A 23,544-nucleotide genomic window follows, 5' to 3' on the forward strand; every position below is an offset into this window, starting at 1 on the left:
ATTTCCGGGACACCGTCGAGCGCGTCCCCCCTGGGGCGGAGACCCGGGGTCATCCCGCAGGAGGACGCCGCGCTGGAAGGACACCCGGACGGCGCACCAATCCGGCTGCGCACCTGCTCCGAAACCCCTGTACGACGACGACGCTGCCCCTGCGCGGTGACCCGGAGACGCCGTCGTGGAACGCATTCGGAAGGACCGCACCATGACCAGCAACGCAGCATCACCCCGTACCGGTTTCGCGTCGACCCTCGTCCAGAAGGGCGCACTGCTCTTCGGCGTCGTCTTCCTCATCGTCGGCATCGCCGGGTTCATCCCGGGCCTGACCATGGACATGGGCACCATGTCCTTCGCCGGCAACAGCTCGATGGCCATGCTCCTCGGCCTGTTCCAGGTGTCGGCCCTGCACAACATCGTCCACCTGCTGTTCGGCATCGTCGGCATCCTCGCCGCCCGCTCCGCCGCGGGGTCGCGCTCGTACCTGCTCATCGGCGGCATCGTCTACGCCGTGCTGTTCGTCTTCGGCCTCTTCGTCGCCGGCATGGCCGGGGCTGCGAACTTCGTCCCGCTGAACAGCGCCGACAACGTCCTGCACGCCTTCCTCGCCGTCGCGATGATCGTCCTCGGCGTGCTCCTGCCCCGCGCCGGACGCACCACCCGCTGACCGACCCCGGTGGACCGCCCGGTGCTGGGCGGTCCACCGGACCAGCGGTGGCCTCCCCGGGGATCAGGGGTCATCGGACGCCCCCGTCGCAGCAGCGGCGGGGGCGTCGTCGTGTCCCCGGGGAACCCGGCGCAGCGCAGACCGCGCGCGCCAGAGGCGCAGCGCCGACCGCGTGCGCGTCAGAGGCGCAGCGCCGACCGCGTGCGCGTCAGAGGCGCAGCGCCGACCGCGGGCGCGTCAGAGGCGCAGCGCGAGGGCGTTCGCGGTCAGGCCGGCAGCCGTCCCGCAGAGCAGCACGGTGTCCCCGCGCCGGAGCCGACCGTCGTCGAGGCACCGCGCGAGCATGAACGGCACCGACGACGAGACCGAGTTCCCGAACGCCGCGACCTCGTCGACGTACTTGTCCGTCGGGATCCCGAGCCGGCGCATCGCGAGCCCGATCGCGCCGCTGGCCTGGTGCGGTACGACCAGGTCGACGTCGTCCAGCCCGAGACCGCTGCGCTCCCAGAACCGCGCGAAGAACCCGGGCAGGACCCGGAGCATCCCGGTCAGGGCGCGCCGGCCGTGCATGTCGAACAGGTAGTCAGCGGGGTCGCCGTCGGCGTACTGCTGCGCCGGGTACCGGGACAGGCCGCCCCGGAGCTCGGTGTCGTGGGCGTGCTCCGGCCAGGTCTGCTGCAGCGCCGACAGCACCCCCTGCGCCCCGTCGCCGCGCGTCAGCACCACCGCGGCCGCAGCGTCGGAGAACAGCTCGGCGGACTCCCGTTGCCCCGGGTCGAGGAAGCGTGACCCGACGTCCCCGGAGACGATGAGCACCCGGTCGTGGTCGCCGTCCTCCAGGTAGCGGGAGGCGATGTCGAGTGCCGTGATGAAGCTCGTGCACGTCGAGTTCACGTCGAACGCGGCCGCTCGGGCGTCGGGCGCGACCCGCTCCGCCACGAGTGCCGCCGTGCAGGGGATCGGCTGCACGCCGGCGGCGCAGGCGGCGATCACGAGGTCGAGGTCGGCGGCGTCGATGCCGGCGTGCGCGACGGCCCGGGACGCTGCCGTGGCGAGCATGTCGAGGTGCGACACGTCGTCGGCGATGCGGTACCGGGTGACGGTGCGGGCACCGCTGCCGTAGGTGACCGTCCGGTCCGGCAGTGCCGTCCCCCACCCGGCGATGGCGCAGTGCTTCATGGTCCCCCTCGGTCCTCGTCGTCGTCGACGAGCAGGTCCACCCCGGTCCGGTGCTCGTCGTGGCTGAACAGCAGTCTGACACCTGCGCGCTCGAGGGCGAGCAGGCGCTCGGCGGTGTCGCGCTGCGATCGGGCGTCGTGGGCGACCGCACGCGGCAGGAGGCGCAGGTCGCGCTCGCGTCCGAGCAGGTCGCGGCTCCAGGCAGCGTCGCCCGCGAGCAGCACACGGTCCTCGACCAGGAGGCCGAGGTGCCCGTCGGCGTGCCCGGGCAGCCGGACGAGCCGCGTGCGACCGTCGCCGAACGGGTCGGCCGTCGACAGACCGACCGCGGCGAGCGGCCCGGTCGGGGCGGGGCCGAAGGCGCTGTCCGGGACGACCTGCAGCCGGTCGACGAGCCCCGCGGGCAGCAGCCCCCGCAGCTGCCCGGCGAGCACCCGCGGGCGGGCGGTGCTCCGGGCCACGCCCTCGGAGACCAGCACCCGCGCGTGCGGCACGGCAGCCAGCCCGCCGACGTGGTCGGGGTGCAGGTGCGACAGGACGACGTGCGTGACGTCGTCCGTGTCGATCGCGTCGGCGAGTGTGCTGCCCGGGGGGACGACGGGCGGGAGCAGGCGTCGGTACAGCCACCCGGCGGCACCCGTGCGCCACGGCAGGGGTGCGTACCCGGTGTCGAACAGCACGGAGCGGTCCGGACCGGACCAGTGGAAGACGTTCGCGGGGAAGACCCGACGGCCACGGGGTGCACCGCGGAGCAGACCGTGCACGTCGTGGGTCGTCCACCCGCAGGCGGCGGCGCGCAGGGTACCGACCGGGCGCTCAGCCACGCGGCTGCCCACCGACGCGCCGGCCGGCGGTCGCGTAGCTCGCGAGTGCCTCGTCGAGCCCGACGACCGGCTGGTAGCCGAGCACCTGCCGGGCCCGGGTCAGGTCGAGGGTCTGCGAGTGCGTGATCGTCGTCACCGTGTACCGGGTGATGGGCGGCTCGGGCTGCCCGGGCAGCACCGTGCACACGGCCTCGAGCACGGTGGCCAGCGCGGACACCGGCCCGGCCGGCAGGTGCAGGTGCCGCGGCTGGACCCCGAGTCCGGTGAGCAGCTGGTCGAGGAGCTCGACGAACGGACGCGGGTCCCCGTTCGTGATGTTGAACGCCAGCCCGGCGGCCCCGGGCACCTCGGCCGCGAGCCGGACGGCGTGCGCGACGTTCTCGACGGCGGTCAGGTCGACGAGTCCGCGTCCGCCGCGCAGGAGGGGCACGCCGACCCGTTCGTGCACACGGAGCAGCCTCGGGACGAGTCCGGTGTCGCCCGCACCGATGATGCCGCGCGGCCGCAGGACGACGATCTCGGGTCCGTCGGGGTCGCCGGTCGCGGCGCGGAGGAGCGCCTCGGCGTGCAGCTTCGAGCGGATGTAGTGGTTCATCGGGCGGCTCGGGTCGACCTGGTCCTCACGGATGTCGAGCCGGTCGCGCGGTGCGGCGTAGATGCCGGGCGACGACACGTGCACGAGCCGCCGCGCCCCGACGCGACGTGCGTACTCGAGCACCCGGGCGGTCCCGGTGACGTTGGCGTGCTCGAAGGCCGACCACGAGCCCCACGGCGAGCTGAGCGCCGCGCAGTGCACGACGACGTCGGCGGGGACGTCCGCGCGGGCGAGGTCGTCGAGGTCGCCGACGTGGACGTCCCCGGCGGGCAGCGCCGATGCCCGCCGACCGGACGCCGTGACGCGGTAGCCGTGCTCGCGCAGGGTCCGCACGACGTGACCGCCGACGAACCCGCTCGCCCCCGTGACCAGCGCGCGCTCCCCGGTGCCTGCTCCCCCCATGCCCCAGATCCTACGAGCCCGGCAGGAGCCGACGGCCCCTAGGCTCGGGGCGTGCGGATCGCGCTGGTCACCGACTACTACCTGCCGACGCTCGGGGGCGTCCAGACGGCGGTGCGCTCCCTGGCCGAGGCCCTCACGGCAGCGGGACACGACGTCACGGTCTTCTGTCCCGACGACCCGGCGGGCCCCGCGCACTCGGCGGGCACGGCGCAGGCACCCGGCACCGCCATCGTGCCGGCCGTCGTCGGTCTGCCCGTCTCCCGCGTGTTCCGCCCCGACGGCTACCCCTTCGCGTGGTCCCCGCGTCGCCTCCGCGCCCTGCTCCGCCGCGAGTTCGCCGCACGCCGGGTCGACGTCGTGCACACCCACTCCGAGATGTTCGCGGCGCTCGGCGGGATCCGGGCCGCGCAGGACCTCGGCATCCCGGTGGTGCACACGATGCACGGCCGCATCGACGTCTACACGCGGAACGTCCTGCCCGTGCCCGCCGTCACGACCGCGCTGCTCGCCTTCCTGCACGCGACGCAGGTCCCCCGCCGGGGCGTCCGTGTCGCGGCCGACACCCCGTACACCCGGACCCGGACGGCGCGGCGGATGTGGCGGGTCATGCTCGCGCAGTCGCGGGCGAGCGACCACGTCGTGGTCCCGTCGCGGCACTTCGCCGACAAGCTCGTCGACCGGGGCGTCCGGACCCCGGTGTCGGTCGTCTCGAACGGCATCGAGCCCGCGGTCCTCGACGCGATCGGACCGGCGACCGTCCGGACCAGGACCGCAGGCGAGCCGCTCCGGGTGCTCTGGGTCGGGCGCCTGTCGCCCGAGAAGCGTCCGGAGGTCCTGGTCGAGGCCGCCCGCTCCTTCCCACCCGGCACCGTGGTCGACGTGCTCGGCGACGGCGTCGCGCGTGCTGCGGTCGCCCGGGCAGCGGCCGGCACCCCGGTCCGGCTGCACGGCTCGACCCCGCACGACGAGGTCCTCGCCGCCATGCGCCGTGCACACGTGCTCGTGTCGAGTTCCTCCGACTTCGACAACCAGCCGATGGTGATGCTCGAGGCCGTCGCCACCGGCCTGCCCGTCGTGCACTGCGACCCGGACCTCGCCGAGGTCGTCCCCGACGGCGGTGGCTTCACGACGCCGACGCCGGACGCCGCGGGGATCGCGTCGGTCGTCCGACGGCTCCACGACGAGCCGGAGCAGCTCGTGCGGGCGAGCGCCGCGCTGGTCGCGGCCCGCGACCGCGTCGAGCAGCGCGTCGACGAGCTGGTGGCGGTCTACGCGAGCGTCCTGCGGCCGTCCCGCACCACGTGACGGACGGGAGGCTCGGTGCCGGCCGACACCGAGCCTCCCGTCCGTCGTGTGGCCGCTCAGACCGTGGCGGACGCACCCTCGAGGGTCGCGGCGAGCGGGTCGAAGTCCTCGGGCAGCGACGCGATCGGCGCCACCGTCGACGCAACCTCGACGAACGCGCGGCGCGCGACGGACTCCTCGACCGCGACCATGGTGTCGAGCACGTGGTAACCGACCTCGCCGGTCGCGACGTGCGCACCGCCCCCGCGGATCGCCCGTGCCATGTCGAGCACGCCGAGGCCGCGGCCGACCGTCGGTTCCTCGTCGGAGAGGGTCTCCCACGCCTGCTCGATCGGGAACGACACGTCCGTGCCGAGCGGTCGTGCGATGCGGATCGGGTGTCCGCCACCGAAGGTGTTCGGGTCCGGGAGCACGATCGTGCCCTCGGTGCCGTTCACCTCGAAGACGCCGTGCCGGAACAGCGGGGTGTCGAACGACAGCAGCGACTGCGCGTTCCCGCCCTGCTCGAAGGACGTGAGCACCGAGAGGTGCGTCGGGACCTCGACCGGGAACTCCTGCCCGGCGTTCGGACCGACCACCAGCTGCCGGGTGCCGCGCGACCGGGACCCCGTCGCCACGACGGACGCGACCGGGCCGAGCAGGTGCACGAGCGCCGTGAAGTAGTACGGGCCCATGTCGAACAGCGGGCCGGCACCCTTCGCGTAGAGGAAGGACGCGTTCGGGTGGAACACGTCCGGTCCCTGCCACTGGAAGCTCGTGACGGCGGTGAGGGGGGTGCCGATCGCGCCGGCCTCGATCGCGCGCTTCGCGGTCTGCCACCCGGTGCCGAGGACGGTGTCCGGTGCGATGCCGAGACGCAGGCCGAGCTCGTCGGCGAGCGCCACGAGTCCGGCGGCGCTCTCGCGGTCGACGCCGATCGGTTTCTCGCTCCAGACGTGCTTGCCGGCGCGGAGTGCCGCCGTGGAGACCTCGACGTGCGTGGCGGGCAGGGTGAGGTTCACGACGATCTCGACGTCGGGGTCGGTGAGGACCTCGTCGCCGGTGCCCGACGCGGGGATGCCCCACTTCGCCGCCGACGCCGCGGCGCGCTCGGTGTCGATGTCGCCGATCCGGACCACCTCGACGTCCGGGAAGGTCGTGAGGTTCGTCAGGTACTGCTCGCTGATCATCCCGGCGCCGATGAAGCCGACGCCGACGCGGCCGGTGCGGGTCATGCGGACACCCCCGTGGTGGCGGTCTCGTCCGACCCGGCGAGCGCGGCCTGCAGCCAGCGGTACGACTGCTCGACCCCGTCGAAGATCTCCCCGTCGAAGCCGTCGAACTCGATCACGGCGTACTCGAGCGCCGGTGCTGCGGCGAGCGCCTCGGCCAGCCGGACGTCGCCCTGGCCGGCCGGGGTCTGGTCGGTCGGCACCTGCGCGGTGGAGATCCCCTCGCGCATCGGGCCGTCCTTGACGTGCACGGCGACGATGCGGTCGCCGAGCTCCTCGACGAAGGGCACGAGGTCGATGCCCGCGGCGGACGCCCAGTACAGGTCGAGCTCGAGCACGACGCGCGGGTCGAGCAGTTCGGCGAGCACCTGGAGCGCGGGCTTCCCGTCGATGCGCGGCCGGAGCTCGTGGTCGTGGTTGTGGTAGCCGACGCGGAGGCCGTGGACGGCGGCTTCCTCGGCGGCGGCGTTCAGCCGGGCGGCGACCCGCTCGACGCCCTCGCGGGTCGTCCAGTGGTCGGGACCGACGAACGGGTCGATGACGATCTCGATGCCGAGCGCCGACGCCTCGGCGAACGTCTCGGCGTGCGACGGGGCGGTCATCACCGTGCCGTCCGGCAGCGGGATCGACTCCTCGACCAGGAAGGCGTGGCCGGTGCGGGCGCTGATGCCGTGCGCGTCGAACGCCGTCCGGAGCTCGGCTGCGCGGCCGACGAAGGCGAACGCCTCGACGGTGTCGAACCCGATGCCGGCCAGGCGGGCGACGCCGCCGTCGAGGTCGGGCGCCAGCGCCTTGTCGACCGTGTAGAGCTGGAGGGAGATGCGGGGTGCCACGGTGGTCACCGGACCTTCTTGATCGGGAGGATGACGAGCGCACCGAGGAGCACGGCGACGCCGGCACCCCAGAGCATGAGCGTGTAGTTCTGGCCGCCGCCGAGGCCCAGCAGGAACAGGCCGACCGCCGGGGCGAGCGACTGCGGCAGGGCGTTGGCGATGTTGATGACACCGAGGTCCTTGCCCGGACGCTCGGGGTCGGGCAGCACGTCGACGACGAGCGCGGTGTCGATCGCTGCGTAGATGCCGAAGGCGAACCCGAGCACGATCTCCGCGAAGTAGAACCCGCCGACGCTGTCGACGTGCGCGAGGATCACCAGGCCGACCGCGGTGAGGGCGGTGGAACCCCAGACGAAGACCTTGCGGCGTCGGACGCGGTCGGACACCCAGCCCGAGACCGCGGCGCTGACGAGCAGGGCGACCGTGTACAGGAGCACACCGAACGCGACGGTGGCGGTGGCCTCGGCCAGGTCCTCGATCCCGATCTGCTCCTGCATGTACAGCACGCGGTACGTCGTGAACATGAACGTGCCGAAGGTGATGAGGAAGCGGCCCCACCAGGCGAGCCCGAAGTCGGGGTGCTTGATCGGGTTCGTCCAGAACGACGCGATCAGGGTGACCCAGCTGAAGGGCTTGGTCGTGGCCGGGAGCTCGTCGCGGGCCACGACCGCGTAGACGAGGATCACGACGATCGCCAGGATGCCCGGCGCGATGAAGAGGACCGGCAGGTTCCCGACCAGGTACACGGCGAGGTAGAGGCCGGCGAGGATCGCGATGTTCTGCGCGAGGGCGATGACGCTCGACGCCTTGCCGCGCTGGAACTCGGGCACGTTGTCCGCGAAGCTCGCGGTCAGGGTGGCGAGGACGGCGTTCGCGGCGACCTGGGCGAGCACCCACGCGATGGTGAGCTGCAGGACGTCCGGCGCGAACGCGAGCCAGGCCAGCGCGACGACGAAGACGACGACGCCACCGACCATCCAGGGCCGACGGCGACCCCAGCGCGTGCGGGTGCGGTCGGAGAGTGCCCCCGCCAGCGGGTTGGCGAGCAGGGCGCCGAGGGCACCGAACGGCAGGACCGACCCGACGATCGTCTCGGGGCTGTCCGGGTTCAGCACCGTCGCCTTGATCGCCATGCCCACGAACACCGGGGTGAGCAGGGCGGCGAAGAGGCCGAACTGGGCCAGGCTGAGTGCCCAGAGGTACTTCGGGCCGACCCGGACGGTGCTGACGTTCTGCGTGAGGCCCTCGACCGAGAACGCACGCGATGCGGCTGCGGGGTCGGTGCTCGTGGCTCCCGCGGCCGCGGTGACCGGCGGGTTCGCGGTACCGGCGAGACCGGACTGCGGTTCTTCCTTCGACGTCGGTGTCGACATGACTCCTCCTCGAGCCATCGGGGGCGGCGTGCCCTCTCGAATACCTAGTGCTGCTAGGTGATCAGGACAGTAACACCGAAAACCTTCCTCCGGAAGCTTTCTTTCCGACATGTGTCGGCGTTGGGCCCGCAACGCGCAACCCCGGCGGTTCCCCGCAACGCCCCACCGCTGCGAGCAGTCGCCGACGTTGCGTTCTGCACTTCTCCGTCGGTCCGCGGAACACCACGGGTCACCCGGACGTTGGCGCACTCGGCACCCGACGGACGGGTGCCGAGAACGAGCACCTGACGAAAGGCACGCACATGACCCAGACGGTCCTCCTCGAGGTCCAGCTGCGAGACGACGTCGCGCAGGACACGATCGACTCCGCGATCCGCGAGACCCTCGCCCAGACGGCGACCTTCGCCGGCAACGAGTCGCTCGAGGTCCTGGTCGACGACTCCGACCCGCTGCACCTCGTCGTGCTCGAGCGGTGGACGACACCCGCCGACCACGACGCCTACGTCGCCTGGCGCGCGACCGACGAGGGTGCCCCGAGGGCCCTCGCGGCGATCGTCGCCGCGCCGCCCGTCACGCGGACGTTCGGCCGGACGCTCGACCTGGGCTGAGCACGCAGGGCCGCGTCCGCGGTCCCGACGGCACCGCACCGCGCGGCGCGGGACCGGGGGGCGACACCGGACGGGAGGCACGGGACGGACCCGCACCGCGCCTCCCGTCCGCCGCTGGTCACGTCGCGGACGCGACCACCCGCTGCTCGGCCGGCTCGCGCCCGACGGTGACCGCCGCCGACGCGCCCCGCACCTCGGCCCGGTACTCCCCCCGGAACCCGCGCACCCGCACCTGTCCGCGCTCGTCCGTGCGGAGCACCGTCGGCCCGGTCCACCACTCGTCCTTCACCAGGCGACGGAGTGCCTCGTACGACGGCTTCGGCGTCCCGTCCTCGCGGACCAGCCCGATCGGCGCGCCGAGCCAGGCGCCCGCGTCGGTGATGCCCCAGGAGGTGACCGCCTCGACCGCGGGATGCCCGACCAGGCTCCGGTGGTGCCGCTCGACCTCGTCCGCCTGTCGGGCCTCACCCTCGGGCGTCGAGGGCCACGAGTCCACCACGTGGTCGTTCAGGTCCACGATGTCCGCGGGCATGAGGTCACCCGACACGAGCGAGGTCTCGGTCAGGTGCAGCGGCAGGCCGTACCGGGCGAAGCGGTCGACCATCGCGAGCATCGTCTCCTCACCCCAGTACCCCTGGTGCATGTGGGTCTGCAGCCCGATGGCGTCGATCTGCACGCCGGCCTCGAGCACGCCCTCGATCAGGCACTCGTACGCGCTCGACAGGTCGAAGTCGTTGAGCAGCAGGGTCGCGTGCGGGTTCGCGGCGCGGGCCTCCTCGAACGCCATCCGGATCGTCGGGATGCGGCCCTTCGCCCGGGCGAGCGGGGTGATGGCGTTGTCGCCGTTGTCGAACACGGGCATGATGACGACCTCGTTGATCGCGTCCCACGTGTCGACCAGCCCGGCGAGGTCGCCGACGTCACGGCGGATGCGCTCCCGCTGCAGCTGCTCGACCTCGTCGAGGGGCAGCCCGAGGAGCCAGTCCGGCTGCACGGTGTGCCAGACGAGCGGGTGCCCCTTGAGCGCGATCCCCCGGTCGCGGAACCACTCCGCGGTGCGCCGGAGTCGAGCGGTGTCCGGGCGCCCGCGCTCCGGCTCGAAGCGACCCCAGTAGAACGGCAGCGTCGCGGTCGTGAAGACGTCGGCGTACAGGTCGGCGAGGCGTTCGAGGCGCTCCCGTCCGGCACCGTCGACCTCGTCGTTCGCCAGCTCCACGAAGTCGAACCCGATGTTGCCGAACCCGAAGGCGTGCCGGGTCTGCTCGACGGCGACCTCGACGTCCGGCAGCGGTGCGCCGTGGTGGTCGACGACCGTCAGGACCGTCTCGCCGGTGCGGTGCGCGACCGACTCGTGCTGGACTCCGTGCTCGACCATGGGCTGCTCCTCCGGCGGCCGCGTCGCCACCGTCGTCCGGTTTTGTTGTGCTGCCGAACATAACTGGTGCTCGGCGGACGCGACAGCCCCGACCCCACCGTCGTCCGGAGACCGCGGTTCCCTGGGGGCCTGGCTGAACGGATCCGTTGCCCCCGGGCGGCTCCGCAAGGCTGCTCCATCGACTGCGGCGGGACAGTCACCGCATGACGACGATCGACGCGGCCGCGGAACGCCCGGCCCGGTGGTGGCACCAGAGCCGGTGGGAGCAGACCACCCTCACCCTGGTGGTGGTGCTCGGCGCGGTGCTCACGAGCTGGAACCTCGGCCGCGGCGGCGACCTGTCCTTCTACGCGAGCGCCGTCCGGTCCATGTCCGAGTCCCTGCCGGCCTTCCTCTCGGGCTCCTTCGACCCGGATGCGACCGTCACGCTCGACAAGCTCGCCGGCTTCGCGGTCCCCCAGGCGATCAGCGTGCACCTCTTCGGCATGTCCGCGGCCGCGATGGGCCTGCCGCAGGTCGTCGAGGGCGCCGTCACCACGCTGGCGGTGTCGGTGGTCGTGCTCCGCTGGCTCGGGGCCCGCGCCGGTCTGGTCGCGGCCGCGCTGACCGCCGCGACCCCGATCTTCGTGTCGATGTTCGGCCACCCGATGGAGGACGGCCTGCTCACCGCTGCGCTCGCCGTCGCCCTCGTGTGGTGGCAACGCGCCGCCCTGACCCGCACCTGGTGGCCGCTGCTGCTCGCGGGACTGTTCGTCGGCATCGGGTTCCAGGCCAAGATGCTGCAGGCGTGGCTGGTCCTGCCGGCGCTGGTGGTCGGCACCCTCGTCGCGACCGCCGGTCCGGGTCCGCGCTGGCGTCGAGCCGCCGGTCACCTCGCCGCCCTGGTGTCGGCGACGCTGGTCGCGAGCCTCGGCTGGTCGGTCGTCGTCGCCCTGCTCCCGACGGCCGACCACCCGTTCGTCGACGGCTCCACCGACGACAGCGTCTTCGCGATGGTCTTCGGCTACAACGGGGTCGACCGGTTCCTGCCGGGCGCCTGGCCGGGCGCCGTCAGTGCGCTGCGGACCGCGGGTGACGCGGCCGCGGACCGGTGGTCGCTCGCGGTCAGCCACGCGGCCGGACACCCGCTCCTGCAGCTGTTCTCACCCCGCTACGCCTCGCAGGTCGGGTGGTCGTGGCCCGCTGCGCTCGCCGGGATCGTGCTCGGCGCGTTCCGCTGGTGGCCGCGACGCACCGTCCGGGAGGCCCGGGTCCCCTCCGCCACGCTGTGCACGCTGGTCGTCTGGCTGGCGACCGCGGTGGTGGTCCTGTCCGTCATGCACCTGCCGCACACCGCCTACGTCGCGGGCATCGGCGTGCAGCTCGCCGCCCTCGCCGCCCTCGGCTGGTGGGGAGCCGCCCGGCTCGCGGACGCGCCGGACCGCCGACTGCGGCTCGTCCCCGCCGGGCTGCTCGTCCTGCAGGGCGCCTGGTGGACCTGGCTCGCACGCACCTCGGCAGAGCCGGCACTGCTCGCGACCGTCGCCGTCGGCACGACCGCCGCCGCCCTCGTCGTGCTCGCCGTCCGGAGCCGTCGGTCCGGGTCGGCGGCGACCGGACGAGCGCCGGGCGGGGCGGGGCGCCGGACCGCGGGGGCCCTGCTCGTCGCCGCGGTCGTGCTCGGGCCCGCGTGCTTCTCCCTGCAGGCGCTCGACGCCGCTCGCGACGGTGACCGGGGCGACGCGTCGGTCGGGGTGCGACAGGACGCTGCGACGTGGGACGCTGCGCGGTCGCAGCGGGCGTCGGCGCCGGGCCGAGGCGGTCCCCGCCGCGTCGGGCAGGCGACCGAGGACGCTCCCTTCACCGTCTCGGCACCGGACCCGTGGGGCGCTGGGCAGGGCCTGCCCACGGCGGACGCCGAACTGGTGCGGGACGCCGAGCGCGCAGGTGGCGGGCAGGACGGCGCCCCGCTGTTCCTCACCGACTCGTGGCGGGTCGCGTCGGACGTGATCGGTGCCACCGGGAAGGAGGTCCTGACCGACGGCGGGTTCTCCGGTCAGGTCGCCGTGTTCTCCGCGGCGCAGATCGAGTCGATGGTGCACTCCGGTCGGGAACGGCTGTTCCTCGTCGCACGGGACGGACGCGCCGCGGACCCGGTGCGCCAGGCCACGACCGCGCTCGGGTGCCGCGTCCTGCACCGGTGGGGCCCCGCGTTGGGCCAGGGACCGTCGCAGTGGGACGCACTCCAGTCCTTCGCGCTCGAGCGCTGCTCCTGACCCCGGGCCGTCCGGCTACGGTGCAGGCATGACCTCCCCGACCGCACCGCACCACGACGCCGTCCTGCTGGCCGGCGGCCGAGCGACGCGCATGTGTGGGATCGACAAGACCGCCCTCGTCGCCGACGGCGTCGCACTGTCCGACCACGCCGTCGCGGCGGCCGCCGGCGCTCGTCGGACCGTGCTCGTCGGGCTGCGGGCGGGACGGGGTGCACCCGCCGGGGTCGTGCACACGCGCGAGGACCCGCCCCTCGGCGGGCCGGTCGCCGCGATCGCCGCCGGACTCGCCGCCGTGGCCGACCCCGCGCCGTGGACGCTCGTGCTCGCGTGCGACCTCGTGCGTCCGGAGCCTGCGGCCGCGCTGCTGCTCGACGCCGCCGGCGCGGCGCCCGACGACGCGGACGGCGTCGTCGCGGTCGACGAGGACGGGCGTCGCCAGCACCTGCTCGCGCTGTACCGCTCGGACGCGCTGCGCGCCGCGGTCCGGGCGCTCGGCGACCCGACCGGCGCGGCGGTGCGACGGCTGACCGACGGCCTCCGGCTCGTCGAGGTCCGGCTGCCCGCCGCACTCTGTGCGGACGTGGACGAACCGGAGGACGCCACGCGGGCCACGGCGGACGCCCGGCTGCTTGACTGACCGCATGACCACTGACGACGTCCTCGCCGCCTGGACCGCCGAGCTCGCCGAGGCGCTCGGCCTCCCCGAGGGCTCTGCGCTCGACCGCGACGTCGTGCTCGACCTCGCCCGTGACGCCGCGCACGGCGTGGCCCGTCCGGCTGCCCCGCTGACCACCTTCCTGGTCGGGTACGCCGCGGGGCTCCGCGGCGGGTCGGAGGCGGACCTGGCCGACGCCGCAGCGACCGCGACACGGCTCGCGCTCGCGCACGGGGACGCCCCGGACACGACCGACGGCCCGGACGGACCCGAGCACACGGGCCGGACCGACGGCACCACCGGGTCCGACGCCCGGTGACGCTGGTCCTGCCGTCCTGGTCAGACGCCCGGCACGAGGCACACCGGCAGGGCGTCCGCCTCGCCGCCGACACCGCCGCCGACCCGGGAGCCGGATCCGTCCGGCTCGACCTGGCGTCGGCGCTCGGCCGGACGCTCGCCGGCGACCTCGCCGCCCGCGGCGACGTCCCCGGGCACGACGGCGCAGCCATGGACGGGTGGGCCGTCGCGGGACCGGGGCCGTGGGTGCTCGGCGCGCCGATCGTCGCCGGAGCGGTCCCGTCCGACGCGCCGCTGACGACCGGGCACGCCCGACCGATCACGACCGGGGCACCCGTCCCGCCCGGCACGGCGGCCGTGGTGCGGTCCGAGGACGCCACCGTCGACGACGACGGCCGGTTGGTCCGCCACACGCCGTCCACCCGACGACACGTCCGGCCGGCGGGCGAGGAGGTCACCCGGGACCAGGTGCTGTTCACCGGCGGCACGGTGCTCACGCCTCCGCGTGCAGCGCTGGCAGCCGCCTCGGGGGTCGACGACGTGCGCGTCGCGCCGGTCCCGACCGCCCGGGTCGCGGTGCTCGGCGACGAGGTCGTCGGTGCCGGGGTCCCACGACCCGGACAGGTCCGCGACGTCTTCTCGCACACCCTGCCCGCGGTGCTCGGGACCTTCGGTGCCGACCCCGTCTCTTCGGACCGCGTGCCGGACGACCCCGACACCACCGCCCGCGTGCTCGACGCCGCTCGCGAGCGCCTCGTCGTGAGCACGGGCGGCACGGCCGGTTCGTCAACCGACCACGTCCGCGGTGCGCTCGCCCGGATCGGGGCCGAGCTGCTCGTCGACCGGGTCGACGTGCGTCCGGGTCGACCGATGCTGCTGGCCCGCCGGGGCCCGACGGTGTTCCTGTGCCTGCCCGGCAACCCGATGGCCGCGATGGTCGGCCTCGTGCTGCTCGGTGGACCGCTCGTCGCCGGACTGCTCGGGCGACCGCTCGAGCCGGTGGGACGGGTGCGGCTCGCGGTCGACGTGCCCAACGACCGGCCGGGCGCGCTGGTGCTCGCGTACCGCGCGACGCCCGAGGGCGCCGTCCCGGCGTCGCACCAGACCTCGGCGATGCTGCGGGGCCTGGCCGACGCGGACGGACTGCTGGTCGTCCCGGCCGGGGGCGGCGTGGCGGGCGAGGACGTGCCTCCCGTCCGGCTGCCGTGGTGCTGACGGGCACACCGGACGGTCCGACGGCAGGCCTGAGGACCGCCACAGGACGGCGTGCGGGAACCGCACCGCCCTGGCGGGTGCCGGGCACGGGTGGTAGACCCGGAGCATGAGCCGGATCACGGCGCGGAAGCGCGTCACTCGCATCACCGTCGCGACGTCCCGGTCGGTGCGCGACGACCTGCTGGCCGTCGAGGAGCCGCTCGAGATCCGCGTCGGCGGGAACTCGCTCGCGATCACCATGCGGACGCCCGGCAACGACGTCGACCTCGCCGCGGGGTTCCTGGTGTCCGAGGGCGTGATCGCCCGGGGTGACGACTTCGCCGCCGCCCGGTACTGCGCCGGGGCGACTGATGAGGGGCTCAACACCTACAACGTGCTCGACGTGACGCTCGCACTCGGCGTCCCCGCGCCGGACCCGAGCCTGGAGCGCGCGTTCTACACGACGAGCTCGTGCGGCCTGTGCGGCAAGGCCAGCATCGACGCCGTGCGGACGACCTCGCAGCACAGCGTCCTGCACGACGACCTCGTGCTCGACCCGGCGCTCCTCGCGACGTTCCCCGACCGGCTGCGCGAGGCCCAGGACGTGTTCGAGAAGACCGGCGGCCTGCACGCCGCAGCACTGTTCGACGGCGCCAGCGGGCGGATGCTCGTGCTCCGCGAGGACGTCGGTCGGCACAACGCCGTCGACAAGGTCGTCGGGTGGGCCGTGAAGGAAGGACGGCTGCCCCTGCGGGGCACGGTCCTCATGGTCTCCGGCCGGGCGAGCTTCGAGCTGACGCAGAAGGCCTCGATGGCCGGGATCCCGGTGCTCGCCGCCGTGTCCGCGCCGTCGTCGCTCGCGGTCGACCTGGCGAAGGAGGTCGGCATCACGATCGTCGGCTTCCTGCGCGGCCAGAGCATGGTCGTCTACAGCCGCCCCGAACGCATCACCGAACCAGCACCAGCCCCTCGAGAGACCGTGAGCGCACCGTGACCGAACAGCCCCCGAAGGACGACGTGACCGACGCCGAGATGACGGTCGGCGAACCGAAGGAGTGGGCCGCAGGCGTCCCCGGCGTCCTGCACTCGATGGCCCCGGCGATCGAGCAGCTGGGCGTGGCCCGCACCGCCAAGCTCATGCTGAACCTGAACCAGAAGGGCGGATTCGACTGCATGAGCTGCGCCTGGCCGGACCCGGACAAGCGCAAGACCGCCGAGTTCTGCGAGAACGGCGCCAAGGCGGTCGTGTGGGAGGCCACCCCGCTGCTCGTGCCGCGCACGTTCTGGTCCGAGCACTCGGTCCACGACCTCGCCGACAAGACCGAGTACTGGCTCGGACAGCAGGGCCGCATCACCGAACCCGTGTGGAAGCCCGCGGGGAAGGACCACTACGAGCCGGTCAGCTGGGAGCGGGCGTTCGGGATCATCGCGGACAAGCTGAACGGGCTCGACTCCCCCGACCAGGCGTCGTTCTACACCTCCGGGCGCACCTCGAACGAGGCGGCCTTCGTCTACCAGCTCTTCGTGCGCGCCTTCGGCACGAACAACCTGCCCGACTGCTCGAACATGTGCCACGAGTCGACGAGCCTCGCGATGGCGGAGGTCGTCGGCATCGGCAAGTCGACCATCGCCTACGACGACTTCGAGGAGACCGAGCTCATCATCGTGATGGGCCAGAACCCCGGCACGAACCACCCCCGAATGCTCACCGCGCTCGAGGACGCCAAGGAGAACGGCGCCGAGATCGTCGCCGTCAACCCGCTCCCCGAGTCGAGCCTGAAGCGCTACAAGAACCCGCAGAAGGTCCGGGGCATCGTCGGCCGCGGGACCGAGATCGCCGACCAGTTCGTGCAGATCCGGCTCGGCGGCGACATGGCCCTGCTGCAGGCGCTCGCGAAGCGCGTCGTGCAGGCCGAGCTCGCCGCCCCCGGCACGGTCGTCGACCACGCCTTCATCGCCGAGCACACCAGCGGGTACGAGGCGTTCGTCGAGCACGTCCTGCGGGTCGACGACGACGAGGTCCTCCGCGCCACCGGCCTGACCACCGAGGAGATCGACGAGCTCGCCGAGCGCTACATGCGCTCCGAGCGGACGATCATCACCTGGGCGATGGGCATCACGCAGCACACCAAGGCCGTCGACACGATCAAGGAGATCATCAACCTCCTGCTCCTCCGCGGGAACATCGGCCGACCCGGCGCCGGCGCCTCGCCGATCCGCGGGCACAGCAACGTGCAGGGCGACCGGACGATGGGCATCTGGGAGCAGATGCCGGACAGCTTCCTCGACGCCCTGGCGGAGGAGTTCCACTTCGAGCCGCCCCGCGAGCACGGGGTCGACGCGCTGAAGGGCATCACGGCCATGCAGCGCGGCGAGATCAAGTTCTGGATGGGGATGGGCGGCAACCTCGTCGCCGCGATCTCCGACAGCCAGCTCGCCGAGGCGGCGTTCCGCGGCACCGAGATGACGGTGCAGGTGTCGACGAAGCTGAACCGGTCGCACGCCGTCGTGGGCGAGGAAGCCCTGATCCTGCCGACGATGGGCCGCACCGAGATCGACGTGCAGGCCGCGGGTCCGCAGTTCGTCTCGGTCGAGGACACCGTGTGCTCCGTGCACGGCAGCCACGGGCAGGTCCCGCCGGTCGCCCCCGGGCTGCTGTCCGAGGTCGCGATCGTCTGCGAGCTCGCGAAGGCCACCCTCGGTGACCGCGTGGCCGTCGACTGGCAGGGCATGCGGGACGACTACGACGTGATCCGCGACCACATCAGCCACGTCGTCCCCGGCTTCGACGACTACTCCCGCCGCGCCGCGAGCAAGGAGGGCTTCGTCCTGCCGAACGGTCCCCGCGACTCCCGGACCTTCGCCACGAAGACCGGCAAGGCGATGATCACCGTGAACGAGCTCGAGCACGTGGAGCGCCCCGAGGGCACCCTGCTGCTGCAGACGCTGCGGTCGCACGACCAGTACAACACGACGATCTACAGCCTGAACGACCGGTACCGCGGCATCAAGAAGGGCCGCCACGTCGTCTTCGTGAACCCGGACGACCTGGTCGAGCTCGGGCTGCAGGACGGCGACCGGGTGGACGTCGCGACGGTGTGGGACGACGACGTCGAGCGCGTGCTGCGCGACTACCGGGTCGTCGCGTACCCGAGTGCTCGCGGGTGTGCGGCGGCGTACTTCCCCGAGGCGAACGTGCTCGTGCCGCTCGACAGCGCGGCGAAGGGCAGCAACACGCCGGTGTCGAAGGCGGTGCCGGTGCGGTTGACACGGGTGGCGGTGCCCGCGGGCGTGTGAGGCACGCGGGCGGCGGCGCGTGACACGCGTCCTGCGACGAGACCGCTGTCGTTCGACAGCCGCGACGTCGCGGAACGCGCGCCGCTGACGGACGGGAGGCACGGTGCCAGCCGGCACCGTGCCTCCCGTCCGTCGCGGTGCCGGGTCAGGGCTCCGGGTGCTCGCCCTGCCAGATCGTGTCGACGGCCTCGAACTCGCGCGGGTAGCACTGGGTGTCGTAGACCTCGATGCTCTCCGACGCGATGCCGTACCGGTACCAGGGCCCGTCGCCGCCCGGTGTCGAGCTCGACAGGCCGTCCGCGGCGTACGTGAGCGGGACGACGGCCATCGGGTGGCCGGCCTGCGCCATGCACGCCTGCAGCCGGTTGAACGCCGTCGTGTACTCCTGCAACGTGACGACCCCGTCGTCGGTCTCGGCGTCCTGCTGCGGCGACGGCTCGGCGATCGTCGCCCGCTGCACCCACGACACCCAGACGGCGTACCGCGCCGACCCGGAGCTCGACAGCGTCACCGACGGGTTTCCGGCGTCGTCCGCCGGGGTCATGCTCCACGGCGTGCGGATGACGTCCTCGGTCGAGGGCAGGCACGGGTCGCCGACGTCCACGCGCGTCCCGTCGACCGCCACCCGGAGGTCCGCCCGGTCCAGGCACGTCCACGACACCGTGATCGCGTCGGCACCGCGCGGTCGGTCGTCCAACGTGATGGTCCGGTCGCCGTGCGTGACGAGGAAGGTCGGGGTCCCGAGCACCGTCGCGTGATTGCTCTCCTCCACCTGGTACCGCGCGGACGTCGCCAGCTGGGTCTCGACGGCGGCGTCCGGGTCGGCTCCGGGCAGCGCGGCCGCGGTCAGCCCGCCGGTCAGCCCACCGCCGACCACGAAGGCTGCGAGCACAGCGAGCACCGCGCCCCGGGTCGGACGGCGACGAGGGACGGGAGCGGTGCCGGGGGTGCCGGACCGGTCGACCTCCGCGAGGAGCGCGTCGCGCATGGCGGTCAGGCGGGGGGAGAAGTCGTCGTTCACAGTGCGCCTCCGAGGGGTTCCGCTGTGGCTGTGTACCGCTTGTGGAGCCGGGCCTTCGCCCGGTGGAGTCGGGACTTGACGGTCCCGGGGGCGACGCCGAGCACCGCCGACGCCTCGCGCTCGCTGAGTCCCTCGAGCACGCAGAGGGTCAGGACGCGCTGGTCGTCGAGCGACAGCCGCCCCATGGCCGCGACCGCACCGCCGTCGCCGAACTGCTCCGCGGGGTCGGGCGCCGGCTCGGGCGCCGGGAACCGGCCGAGGAACGCCCGGTGCCGGTGCGCCGACCGGGTGACGTTGTGCGCGGTGTTCGTCGCCGTGACGAGGAGCCACGGCAGGAGCGAGTCGTCGACGAAGCGGACGTGGTCACGGCGCCGCCAGGCCTCGAGGAAGGTCATCGCGACGACGTCGTCCGCGTCGGCCGGTGCTGCTGCCGGGACGAGGCCGACGGCATGTCGCCGGAGCCTCGCGGCGTGCCGGTCGAAGACCCTGCCGAAGGCCTGCCCGTCCCCCGCGAGGCTCAGGGCCCAGTCGGCCCGGTCCCCCGTGATCTGGTTCATGTCAGGTGGTGTCCGCACCGACGCGATCGGTTCCCGGCTCGGCGTGTCGCGCGCGGGCGCGGCGTGTTCAGCGCTGGTCGGCGGCCTCGCGCGGCTCCGTGATCCGCTCCCCGGTCTGCGGGTCCCAGCCGATGGTCCTCGGTTCCTGCGCACGCGGGCGTCGCTCCCAGCGAGGGAACCACGGGCGTGCCGACGGCAGGTACAGCAGCACGGCAGCGGCGACGACAGCGACCGGCTCGAGCGTGGGCCAGTCCGCGCTCCCGACGGCCACGGCGATCACGACGTTCACCAGGGCGAAGGCACCCATCACCCCGAGCCACACCCGCGCGGTGCCGGAACCACGCCACACGAGCAGGGTCGCCCAGGCGAGCAACGCGCAGATCCCGATGCCGAGCACCCCACCGATCACCGCGATGAGCGGACCACCGGACTCGTCCTGCGCCAGCTGCACCGCTGCCACCGAGACCGTGGTGACCCGTACCAGCAGCACGACCGCCCAGATCGCCAGGGCCGCGGTGACCACCGTCGGTCGTCGCAGCGGTCGGTCGCTGTCCTGCGCGCGGTCGTCCGTCGTCACGGTGCCCCCTCCGGTCGCTCACGGACTCGTCGCCCGCGTACCGCGACGGTAGCGGAGTCGAGACGCCGACGGCAGCCCTAGGAGACGACCCGCTCCGTGTCAGCGCGGCGGCGGAGGCCCTCAGGACCGCGGGGTACCGAGGTCGACCAGGTTCGGCCCGACCGTCGACGACGCCAGGTCGACCCGGGCGAGGGGTGTGCCTCCGCCCGGTCCGAGGACACCGATGCGGATCGCCGTCACCGAGTACGCGCCCGTCCTCGCGTACCGACCGTCACGGGAACCGGGGAGGTCGCGCTGCACGTTGACCTGCACCGACAGCAGCGCGGGGAGCGCCCGGAGCACCGGTGTGACCGCGGCCACGAGCGGCCCCGTCGCCGCTGCCAGGGTGCTGCCCGCGGTGGTGACCTGGGCCAGGAGTCCCCTCGCCACACCCTGGACGACTCCCGGGAGGTCCTCCGTGAGGCCGCTGACGAGCAGGCTGACGAGACCGCCCAGTCCGAGGTCGAGCCCGAGCAGCTTCGACCCGACGGTCACGGTCCCGCTCCCGCCGGCGGCGGTCCCGAGCCCGCTGTCCGTGCGGATGTCCAGTTCGACGACCGGTGTCCCGAGCAGGCCGAGCAGCTGGACGTCGAGCGCGACCTGCAGGCGCAACGCCTCGAGCGTCGAGGTCAGGACCGCCGCGATGCGTTGCGTCCAGGCGTCCAGCATCGCCGTGACCCTGGCCGTGAGCTGGTCCACGAGACCGGCGTCGAGGACGATCTCGGTGTTCGGGGGCAGGCCGTTCAACCCCGAGGACCGACCACCGACGAGCCGTGCGAGGTCGACGTGGACGCTGCCGGACGCGAGGTCGACCGTGACGACGCCGTCGGTCAGCGGCTCCCGGGTGATCGGGGCGATCGCGGTCCCGAGGTCGGCTCCCTGCAGGGTCACGCTGCCGCGCACGGTCCCGACGCGGAGCGTGCCGCCGAGCAACTCCGCGCCGATCTCGGCCCTGACGGCGTTCGCGAGCAGCCCGCCCGGACCGGCGAGCTGGGCCACCGCGCCGTCGAGCGTCCGCACCGTGCTGTCCACCGAGCTCGTGAGCGACGAGACGAGCGGACTGTCGATCCGCAGGTCGAGCCCGGCGATCCCGTAGTCGCGCGTCACCCGCCGCGACCCGTCGGCAGCGGCAGCCGCAACGGGAGCCGTCGTGGTCCCCGTCGCCGCGAGCAACGCAGGTCGGACGGTGGGCGCGTCAGCACCTGCACCGGCCGCGGTGGGACCCGCGGTCCCCCACACCTCGTCCTCGAGCAGGTCGCAGCCGTCGAGCTGCGCCGAGGATCCCACGGCCCCGACCTCGAGCCCGACGTCCGAGACGTTCCGCAGGTCGACGACCCCTGCCAGGGCCTGCCCGAGGTCGAGCGTCGCCGGCTCGGGCAGCGCCTCGGTCGGCGTGGTGTCGGTGACGAGCACGCCCCCGGAGTCACTGACCAGGCCGGAAGCGGCGACCGACCTGCCCGTGGCGACGGACGTCGCGACCTGGTTGACCGCTCCGGCCGATCCTCCGGGCAGTCCGGTGCCGAGGCCGGTCAGGTCGAGTCCGGCGACACTGCCCAGGACGCCGACGTCGAGGGGGTTGCCGTACGCGGCGGTGGTCTCCGTGCGGGTGATCTCGGGCGCGGTCGCCGGGCTGACCGAGACGCCCTGCGTGCCGGTCTTCGTCACGTCGAGCCCGCGCAGGTCCGCGACCGCCCCGAGGTCCTGCCCCGCCACGCTCCCGGCGAGGAACCGGCTCGAGGAGTTCGCCGTGTAGCCGACGTCCTCGCCGCACGAGAACGACGAGGTCCCCAGAGCACCGTCACCGTGCACCCACTCCGAGTCCTGCCACGTCGCGGTCGACGGGGCGGGTCCGGGGACCGTCACCGCTGCGGTCGCCCCGACCACCGCCACGATCCCGACCAGCACGGCGCCACGACCACGGCGCAGCATGCCGAGCACCGCCGGGCGGTGACGGGCACGGTGGCGCGGTCGCTGGCGGGGGCTCGTGCGCGGGATCACCGGGCGCACCCGTCGCTCGACGCCGCTGTCCGCCACACCCGGACCACCACCCCGGCGAGCACGAGCGCCGCCGCGACGAACAGCGGCGCCACGAAGGCCGCACCGGTGGAGGCCAGCGAGGTGGACGACGCCGTCGGCGACACCGGTGGCCCCGCGACCGCGTCGTCCGCGCTCGCGGTCACCCCGAGCCCCACGGTCGCTCGGAGTCCCATGAGCCCGTCGTCGGCCGAGGCTCCCGCGGTGTCGGCGACGGCGAGCTCGACGAGCAGCCAGGTCGCACCGTCGCCGTCGGGATCGGAGACCGGCACACGGAGGGTGTCGGGCTCTCCCGGACCGACCGACAGGACCCGCTGCCCGCCGTCGCAGACCGGCACGGCATCGAGTCCTCGCCAGGGCCGCTCGCACGCCGACACGGCGACCCGGAGGCCGTCCGGGTGCTCGGCGAGCGCTCCGTCCCGACGGAGTTGCACCTCCGTCGCGATCAGCCCTGGTCGGTCGACACTGGTGCGCACCTGCCAGTGGACCGGTCGACCGGGCTGCAGCTCGGGTGCGCGCAGCGGGTACGGCGATGCCTCGAGCACGAGACCGCCCGGTACTCCGGTCTCGGGAACGACGTGCCACCCCGCTGCGACGGCCGCACCGCCGCTGGCGAGCCCGAGGACGGCGCAGATGACCGCTCCGGCCGCGGTGACTCCCGCACGAGCGCCCGCCGTACGACTCATGCTCGCGCTCCGGTGTCGTCGTCCCGAGCGGTCCGTCGTGCTGGCCAGAACGACCACACGACGAGCAGGCCGACCGTCGCCACCGCCAGCCCGCGGGCAACGGGGGTCGAGGACCACTGCAGCACGTGCCCGAGCCCGGGGGCGCTGGCGACGGTGAGCCGGGCCTCGCGGACGACCGAGGGATCACGGTCGATCGTGTCGTTCGCGTCGCCCCGCATCGTCAGCGACCTCGCCTCCGGGTCACCCGGCACCCGATCGACGGCGACCACGCGGTGGGTCACCGGCAGCTCGGATCCCGGTCGCGGGACCGTGACGACCTGCCCCGGTCGCACGTCAGCCGCTGCGATCCGCTCGGACACGACGACCGCCCCGGCGGGGATCGTCGGGCTCATCGACCCGGTGGTCACGACCACGAGCGACAGCCCCGTCGTCGTGGCGACGACCCACCACGCGACGCAGAGGACACCGACGACCCCCGCCACGGCGACGACGACGGCTCGCAGGCGGTGCAGCACGCCGCGACGGCGTGCAGCGGCGGTCGAAACCACTGCCGCGCTGTCCTGCAC

22 protein-coding genes are annotated in these 23,544 nt (G+C 73.7%); 9 read left to right on the forward strand and 13 right to left on the reverse strand.

The features are described from left to right. Window positions 1-202 precede the first annotated feature (202 nt). Window positions 203-661, forward strand: coding sequence for a DUF4383 domain-containing protein (locus ACH0A8_RS09415; RefSeq protein WP_326496845.1), 459 nt, complete (start codon window positions 203-205; stop codon window positions 659-661). A gap of 237 nt (window positions 662-898) precedes the next feature. Here the strand turns inward: ACH0A8_RS09415 and ACH0A8_RS09420 are convergent, their stop codons facing one another. From ACH0A8_RS09420 to ACH0A8_RS09430, 3 genes are read right to left on the reverse strand one after another with little or no spacing between them, the layout of a single operon-like run. Next, window positions 899-1,840 (reverse strand): 3-oxoacyl-[acyl-carrier-protein] synthase III C-terminal domain-containing protein, encoded by a 942-nt coding sequence (locus tag ACH0A8_RS09420; protein ID WP_406907058.1) that lies wholly within the window; start codon window positions 1,838-1,840, stop codon window positions 899-901. Continuing rightward, window positions 1,837-2,664: an MBL fold metallo-hydrolase gene (locus tag ACH0A8_RS09425; RefSeq protein WP_406907059.1), complete on the reverse strand. Its 828-nt coding sequence runs from the start codon at window positions 2,662-2,664 to the stop codon at window positions 1,837-1,839. The genes ACH0A8_RS09420 and ACH0A8_RS09425 overlap by 4 nt, the downstream gene beginning before the upstream one ends. Next, the gene (locus ACH0A8_RS09430; RefSeq protein WP_406907060.1) at window positions 2,657-3,661 is read right to left on the reverse strand and encodes an NAD-dependent epimerase/dehydratase family protein; all 1,005 of its coding nucleotides are present in this window, start codon (window positions 3,659-3,661) and stop codon (window positions 2,657-2,659) included. The genes ACH0A8_RS09425 and ACH0A8_RS09430 overlap by 8 nt, the downstream gene beginning before the upstream one ends. Before the next feature lie 51 nt (window positions 3,662-3,712). On the opposite strand from ACH0A8_RS09430, the gene ACH0A8_RS09435 reads away from it, so the two are divergent. Continuing rightward, window positions 3,713-4,966 carry a glycosyltransferase gene (locus ACH0A8_RS09435; RefSeq protein WP_406907061.1) on the forward strand — a complete coding sequence of 418 codons (1,254 nt, stop codon included), beginning with the start codon at window positions 3,713-3,715 and terminating at the stop codon, window positions 4,964-4,966. 56 nt (window positions 4,967-5,022) lie between these two features. Here ACH0A8_RS09435 and ACH0A8_RS09440 read toward each other — a convergent pair whose 3' ends face one another. Genes ACH0A8_RS09440 through ACH0A8_RS09450 form a run of 3 tightly spaced genes read right to left on the reverse strand, consistent with a single transcriptional unit; the run spans window position 5,023 to window position 8,383 of the window. Further along, window positions 5,023-6,180, reverse strand: a complete 1,158-nt coding sequence (locus ACH0A8_RS09440; protein WP_311206640.1) for a Gfo/Idh/MocA family oxidoreductase — start codon at window positions 6,178-6,180, stop codon at window positions 5,023-5,025. Continuing rightward, window positions 6,177-7,019: a sugar phosphate isomerase/epimerase gene (locus ACH0A8_RS09445; RefSeq protein ID WP_235426371.1), complete on the reverse strand. Its 843-nt coding sequence runs from the start codon at window positions 7,017-7,019 to the stop codon at window positions 6,177-6,179. The genes ACH0A8_RS09440 and ACH0A8_RS09445 overlap by 4 nt, the downstream gene beginning before the upstream one ends. After that, window positions 7,016-8,383, reverse strand: coding sequence for an MFS transporter (locus tag ACH0A8_RS09450; RefSeq protein ID WP_066656135.1), 1,368 nt, complete (start codon window positions 8,381-8,383; stop codon window positions 7,016-7,018). Before ACH0A8_RS09450 ends, ACH0A8_RS09445 begins: the two co-directional genes overlap by 4 nt. Window positions 8,384-8,685: 302 nt before the next feature. On the opposite strand from ACH0A8_RS09450, the gene ACH0A8_RS09455 reads away from it, so the two are divergent. After that, window positions 8,686-8,991 carry a putative quinol monooxygenase gene (locus ACH0A8_RS09455; RefSeq protein ID WP_066656138.1) on the forward strand — a complete coding sequence of 102 codons (306 nt, stop codon included), beginning with the start codon at window positions 8,686-8,688 and terminating at the stop codon, window positions 8,989-8,991. A 118-nt stretch (window positions 8,992-9,109) separates the two neighbouring features. Here ACH0A8_RS09455 and ACH0A8_RS09460 read toward each other — a convergent pair whose 3' ends face one another. Next, window positions 9,110-10,366, reverse strand: a complete 1,257-nt coding sequence (locus tag ACH0A8_RS09460) for an endo-1,4-beta-xylanase (RefSeq protein ID WP_406907062.1) — start codon at window positions 10,364-10,366, stop codon at window positions 9,110-9,112. A 203-nt stretch (window positions 10,367-10,569) separates the two neighbouring features. Here ACH0A8_RS09460 and ACH0A8_RS09465 point away from each other — a divergent pair, with 203 nt between their 5' ends. From ACH0A8_RS09465 to ACH0A8_RS09490, 6 genes are all read left to right on the forward strand, one after another. Beyond that, window positions 10,570-12,621: a glycosyltransferase family 39 protein gene (locus ACH0A8_RS09465; protein WP_066656144.1), complete on the forward strand. Its 2,052-nt coding sequence runs from the start codon at window positions 10,570-10,572 to the stop codon at window positions 12,619-12,621. Between the two features lie 28 nt (window positions 12,622-12,649). Next, window positions 12,650-13,258 carry a molybdenum cofactor guanylyltransferase gene (locus tag ACH0A8_RS09470; protein ID WP_066656149.1) on the forward strand — a complete coding sequence of 203 codons (609 nt, stop codon included), beginning with the start codon at window positions 12,650-12,652 and terminating at the stop codon, window positions 13,256-13,258. 4 nt (window positions 13,259-13,262) lie between these two features. Then, a complete protein-coding gene (locus ACH0A8_RS09475) occupies window positions 13,263-13,595 on the forward strand; it encodes a DUF6457 domain-containing protein (protein WP_066656152.1) in 333 nt (110 codons plus the stop codon). Then, the gene (locus ACH0A8_RS09480) at window positions 13,592-14,788 is read left to right on the forward strand and encodes a molybdopterin molybdotransferase MoeA (RefSeq protein WP_406907063.1); all 1,197 of its coding nucleotides are present in this window, start codon (window positions 13,592-13,594) and stop codon (window positions 14,786-14,788) included. Before ACH0A8_RS09475 ends, ACH0A8_RS09480 begins: the two co-directional genes overlap by 4 nt. 106 nt (window positions 14,789-14,894) lie before the next feature. Then, window positions 14,895-15,761: a formate dehydrogenase accessory sulfurtransferase FdhD gene (gene fdhD, locus ACH0A8_RS09485; protein WP_066656158.1), complete on the forward strand. Its 867-nt coding sequence runs from the start codon at window positions 14,895-14,897 to the stop codon at window positions 15,759-15,761. A gap of 38 nt (window positions 15,762-15,799) precedes the next feature. After that, window positions 15,800-18,064: an FdhF/YdeP family oxidoreductase gene (locus ACH0A8_RS09490; protein WP_209685966.1), complete on the forward strand. Its 2,265-nt coding sequence runs from the start codon at window positions 15,800-15,802 to the stop codon at window positions 18,062-18,064. 145 nt (window positions 18,065-18,209) lie between these two features. Here ACH0A8_RS09490 and ACH0A8_RS09495 read toward each other — a convergent pair whose 3' ends face one another. The 6 genes from ACH0A8_RS09495 to ACH0A8_RS09520 all read right to left on the reverse strand — a co-directional run bounded on the left by ACH0A8_RS09495 (window position 18,210) and on the right by ACH0A8_RS09520 (window position 23,526). Beyond that, window positions 18,210-19,085, reverse strand: coding sequence for a hypothetical protein (locus tag ACH0A8_RS09495; RefSeq protein ID WP_406907064.1), 876 nt, complete (start codon window positions 19,083-19,085; stop codon window positions 18,210-18,212). Next, a complete protein-coding gene (locus tag ACH0A8_RS09500) occupies window positions 19,082-19,642 on the reverse strand; it encodes an RNA polymerase sigma factor (RefSeq protein WP_066656163.1) in 561 nt (186 codons plus the stop codon). The genes ACH0A8_RS09495 and ACH0A8_RS09500 overlap by 4 nt, the downstream gene beginning before the upstream one ends. Window positions 19,643-19,709: 67 nt before the next feature. Next, window positions 19,710-20,219 (reverse strand): hypothetical protein, encoded by a 510-nt coding sequence (locus ACH0A8_RS09505; RefSeq protein WP_406907065.1) that lies wholly within the window; start codon window positions 20,217-20,219, stop codon window positions 19,710-19,712. Between the two features lie 120 nt (window positions 20,220-20,339). Then, window positions 20,340-22,256, reverse strand: a complete 1,917-nt coding sequence (locus ACH0A8_RS09510; RefSeq protein WP_144411366.1) for a choice-of-anchor G family protein — start codon at window positions 22,254-22,256, stop codon at window positions 20,340-20,342. Continuing rightward, a complete protein-coding gene (locus ACH0A8_RS09515; RefSeq protein WP_066656170.1) occupies window positions 22,253-22,978 on the reverse strand; it encodes a hypothetical protein in 726 nt (241 codons plus the stop codon). Before ACH0A8_RS09515 ends, ACH0A8_RS09510 begins: the two co-directional genes overlap by 4 nt. Next, entirely contained in the window at window positions 22,975-23,526 is a 552-nt protein-coding gene (locus ACH0A8_RS09520) for a signal peptidase I (RefSeq protein WP_200884110.1), read from the reverse strand. The genes ACH0A8_RS09515 and ACH0A8_RS09520 overlap by 4 nt, the downstream gene beginning before the upstream one ends. Window positions 23,527-23,544 lie beyond the last annotated feature (18 nt).

It is taken from the genome of Curtobacterium sp. 179-B 9B NHS (assembly GCF_045370965.1).
Lineage (GTDB): Bacteria > Actinomycetota > Actinomycetes > Actinomycetales > Microbacteriaceae > Curtobacterium.

What these genes read in the sequence shown, in the direction of transcription:
- ACH0A8_RS09460 (WP_406907062.1), bottom strand. Translation starts at nt 10,366, where the DNA reads ATGGTCGAGCACGGAGTCCAGCACGAGTCGGTCGCGCACCGCACCGGC.
- ACH0A8_RS09450 (WP_066656135.1), bottom strand. Translation starts at nt 8,383, where the DNA reads ATGTCGACACCGACGTCGAAGGAAGAACCGCAGTCCGGTCTCGCCGGT.
- ACH0A8_RS09515 (WP_066656170.1), bottom strand. Translation starts at nt 22,978, where the DNA reads ATGAGTCGTACGGCGGGCGCTCGTGCGGGAGTCACCGCGGCCGGAGCG.
- ACH0A8_RS09440 (WP_311206640.1), bottom strand. Translation starts at nt 6,180, where the DNA reads ATGACCCGCACCGGCCGCGTCGGCGTCGGCTTCATCGGCGCCGGGATG.
- fdhD (WP_066656158.1), top strand. Translation starts at nt 14,895, where the DNA reads ATGAGCCGGATCACGGCGCGGAAGCGCGTCACTCGCATCACCGTCGCG.
- ACH0A8_RS09465 (WP_066656144.1), top strand. Translation starts at nt 10,570, where the DNA reads ATGACGACGATCGACGCGGCCGCGGAACGCCCGGCCCGGTGGTGGCAC.
- ACH0A8_RS09430 (WP_406907060.1), bottom strand. Translation starts at nt 3,661, where the DNA reads ATGGGGGGAGCAGGCACCGGGGAGCGCGCGCTGGTCACGGGGGCGAGC.
- ACH0A8_RS09420 (WP_406907058.1), bottom strand. Translation starts at nt 1,840, where the DNA reads ATGAAGCACTGCGCCATCGCCGGGTGGGGGACGGCACTGCCGGACCGG.
- ACH0A8_RS09500 (WP_066656163.1), bottom strand. Translation starts at nt 19,642, where the DNA reads ATGAACCAGATCACGGGGGACCGGGCCGACTGGGCCCTGAGCCTCGCG.
- ACH0A8_RS09490 (WP_209685966.1), top strand. Translation starts at nt 15,800, where the DNA reads ATGACGGTCGGCGAACCGAAGGAGTGGGCCGCAGGCGTCCCCGGCGTC.
- ACH0A8_RS09415 (WP_326496845.1), top strand. Translation starts at nt 203, where the DNA reads ATGACCAGCAACGCAGCATCACCCCGTACCGGTTTCGCGTCGACCCTC.
- ACH0A8_RS09455 (WP_066656138.1), top strand. Translation starts at nt 8,686, where the DNA reads ATGACCCAGACGGTCCTCCTCGAGGTCCAGCTGCGAGACGACGTCGCG.
- ACH0A8_RS09475 (WP_066656152.1), top strand. Translation starts at nt 13,263, where the DNA reads ATGACCACTGACGACGTCCTCGCCGCCTGGACCGCCGAGCTCGCCGAG.
- ACH0A8_RS09470 (WP_066656149.1), top strand. Translation starts at nt 12,650, where the DNA reads ATGACCTCCCCGACCGCACCGCACCACGACGCCGTCCTGCTGGCCGGC.